Origin of the sequence: Halalkalibacter oceani, from assembly GCF_040544555.1 — a bacterium.
GTDB lineage: Bacteria > Bacillota > Bacilli > Bacillales > Bacillaceae_D > Halalkalibacter > Halalkalibacter oceani.
The window spans coordinates 1-2,725 of sequence record NZ_JBEPKD010000054.1 but is presented as its reverse complement, the minus strand read 5'-3'; the positions used below and the strand labels follow the sequence as shown (position 1 = coordinate 2,725).

Here is a 2,725-nt window from a genome sequence, read left to right as displayed (position 1 = left end):
AGGAGTGTATGTATTTTTCAGGATGTTGGCAAGTGGCCTTTTTTATGTACATAAATTAGCTGCCGTTTCCTACATTTCTAGTGTGCCATAAACATCCGGTCAATTCAATGCCAACTGGACTGTTGGTCAAATCTTTGAGTACCAGTGCAAGTTTTTCCTCATCCCAATCTCCACTAATCTTATTAAGAGCAATGTTCAGTGCTTTTTCTTTCTCCAAATCTAGGTCAACTACAGAAACATCGATGTGCGAAGGATTGCTCTCTAATAGAATTTTAAACCTCTGATGTCCTCCTACAAGGTTCCCGGTCCGTTCATTCCAGACCAAAGGCTCTACATAGCCAAATTCATTTATTGATCGCTGTAACTTTTCGTATTCCGGATCACCTGGCTGCAGGTCTACCCGAGGATTATATGGAGCTGGGTTTATTTTAGTAACAGGTATAGCCATTATGTTCATACCTTATCCCTCCTTTTCTTCTGCTTTATGAATTAGATTGTGTGTTTTAGAAAAGAAAAAACACCCCAATGGGTGCTTATCTATGATTCCTCTCTTGAAGAAACTCTTTGATAGATTTTAGAGCAAACTCTACGAACATTCTATTGTTTTCATCTGGCTCTGCTGATACCTTCACCTCATTTATACCCTCTGTCTCAAGAGCATTAATGATAAATAGCGATTTGATAGCGACATTTAGTTCAATCCCGTTTTCAAGAGCTTCATGTAAATCAGCAATATCCTTGTAATCAATTATCAATGTGCCTTTTGGAGCCATTTCCATCAATACCATCCCCTTTAATAATCCATAAAACATCTGCACAAAGATGCTAATCTCTCGCTTTAAGTTTATATGTTCTTACTAACTTGAGACGATTAAAAAGTTCGTCATGCTTAATATCATTAATCAGATCATCAATATCCCCGCTTATCTTACACTTATAAAAACCATCTTCATTTAGGAATAAAAGCCCCATTTCACATGTCTTGCTAACTTGTTCCGATTTCAATGAAATATCTTTAAATATTATTAACATCTTTTCTAAAACATCGTTAAAATTTAAGAGACCGATATTTAAAGTGTATTTATCTGTAATGGTCTCAACTAAATTTTTATTTTCAATAAAATCACTTGGGTAGACTATATAAATCTCACCTTCATCAATTGAGATTAAGTTTTTACCGAAATGATTAAATGATAAAAGATTTATCTCAAAAATATAATTAACAATATCCTTTTCCTTCCACAAAGTAGATAAAACTATTACACTCTTGTCTAATTCTTCAAAAGTACATATTCCAGATCTTTTAAAATCAACCAACACGTCTAAATATAAATTAGAAATATCTTTTTTACCCTCAGACCCTCCAATTGTCTCTGCGTTAGCCAATTCCTCTTTAAATTTTTCTAAGAAATCGCCTTGGCCTGCACCACTAACCCACCCATGATAAGGAAGTTCAATATTTTTAGAAATACCATCAACGTATTCTCCATTAGAATAAATTTCCCTGGTGTCAGATAAAATGATCGAGAATCCCGACCTATTTACGTATGAAATAATAGCTGTCACTTTTCTCTCCCCCTCTACTCCAAATTTCATGATGTATTATTTCCCTGCAACTATTTACCTTTAATATCAAAAACCAACAAACAATCCCCAGAGATCCATAATGTAAAAAGTCCCAACAAGAATTATTATGGCAATAAACGCAATCAATTTGTTGACTAGGACCTCTGGTATTTTTATTGCCCTTAATGTCATTGTGACAAGCCCAGTAACTACAATTGTTACTATGATCATAATTCCTGCATTAATCGCAATATTGTTTATTGGACTGTTGTCAACGCCTGATAAATCTAATCCCATACTTTTCACCTCAAGTGTCAACATTCGACACGAAGGTATAAGTTCCTGCAACTTTTTACACATAATAAGACTTCGCTGGAGTCCCCACTCTGGTCTTTTTATGCATATACAAAAAAGGCGCCTGCCGCACGTTCGGGCTATCCCCGGACCCTAGCAGCAGACGTTAATTCTCTACCCCGCGCAAAGCAGGATTGACATAAATAACTACGCGCAAATACGCAAATCAACTCAACTTATGAAGATGTTTATTTTCACCTTCACTTATAGTTGATGAAAGTACGTTGCTTGCATGACAAGCAAGATATTTTTTATTTATTTTCACTTTTGCCTGCTCGATGAATTTGTGTACCGATAAACAAGACACTCCGATTTCCTTATTTACATCACCTGCTACCTCCGGGTATTAGGGTTGTTTAGAGATCAGAAAAAGCACCATTGCGGTGTTTGTACATTCATTCTCTGTATTTACTCGGTAAGTAATATTTCATATAACCTTTTACATCATAAAGAAAACTAAACAACTTTTCATAAGACATAACACCAGTGACTGAAACAAGGGCTTCATGAACTGCTGGACTATAGTAACCCGAAAACAATTCATGATTTTTATATGTGTTAATAATCCTCACTAAGCTATTATTTTTATATTCAAGGTCCAATTCCTCTCTTAACTCTTTAGCTATTTTCAAACTTTCATTTTTATTTGTTTTAAAAAGCTCCATCCCTTTTTCAGCTTTTTCAACGAAATATTTCATTTTATTTATAACTGAATCAATTTCATAAAGCCTAGTTCACGATTGTTAGACGACCCCCATTTCGCTTTTAGTGTTTTTAAAAAATTAATTACGCGGCTTGACTAGTC

At 34.8% G+C, this 2,725-nt stretch carries 5 protein-coding genes; all 5 read right to left on the bottom strand.

All coding sequences use genetic code 11. From position 1 onward, the window contains the following. Positions 1 to 55: 55 nt before the first annotated feature. The 5 genes from ABMB67_RS23250 to ABMB67_RS23230 all read right to left on the bottom strand — a co-directional run bounded on the left by ABMB67_RS23250 (position 56) and on the right by ABMB67_RS23230 (position 2,618). Positions 56 to 457 carry a ParB N-terminal domain-containing protein gene (locus ABMB67_RS23250; protein ID WP_354573468.1) on the bottom strand — a complete coding sequence of 134 codons (402 nt, stop codon included), beginning with the start codon at positions 455 to 457 and terminating at the stop codon, positions 56 to 58. Positions 458 to 533: 76 nt separating this feature from the next. Further along, a complete protein-coding gene (locus tag ABMB67_RS23245; protein WP_354573467.1) occupies positions 534 to 779 on the bottom strand; it encodes a hypothetical protein in 246 nt (81 codons plus the stop codon). Between the two features lie 46 nt (positions 780 to 825). Next, complete coding sequence (locus tag ABMB67_RS23240) at positions 826 to 1,596, bottom strand: hypothetical protein (RefSeq protein ID WP_354573466.1); 771 nt, start codon at positions 1,594 to 1,596, stop codon at positions 826 to 828. Between the two features lie 36 nt (positions 1,597 to 1,632). Next, positions 1,633 to 1,863: a hypothetical protein gene (locus ABMB67_RS23235; protein ID WP_354573465.1), complete on the bottom strand. Its 231-nt coding sequence runs from the start codon at positions 1,861 to 1,863 to the stop codon at positions 1,633 to 1,635. Between the two features lie 452 nt (positions 1,864 to 2,315). Next, a complete protein-coding gene (locus tag ABMB67_RS23230; RefSeq protein WP_354573464.1) occupies positions 2,316 to 2,618 on the bottom strand; it encodes a hypothetical protein in 303 nt (100 codons plus the stop codon). Positions 2,619 to 2,725 lie beyond the last annotated feature (107 nt).

Coding starts and splice junctions, on each gene's coding strand:
- ABMB67_RS23250 (WP_354573468.1), bottom strand. CDS start 457: ATGAACATAATGGCTATACCTGTTACTAAAATAAACCCAGCTCCATAT.
- ABMB67_RS23245 (WP_354573467.1), bottom strand. CDS start 779: ATGGAAATGGCTCCAAAAGGCACATTGATAATTGATTACAAGGATATT.
- ABMB67_RS23240 (WP_354573466.1), bottom strand. CDS start 1,596: ATGAAATTTGGAGTAGAGGGGGAGAGAAAAGTGACAGCTATTATTTCA.
- ABMB67_RS23235 (WP_354573465.1), bottom strand. CDS start 1,863: ATGGGATTAGATTTATCAGGCGTTGACAACAGTCCAATAAACAATATT.
- ABMB67_RS23230 (WP_354573464.1), bottom strand. CDS start 2,618: ATGAAATATTTCGTTGAAAAAGCTGAAAAAGGGATGGAGCTTTTTAAA.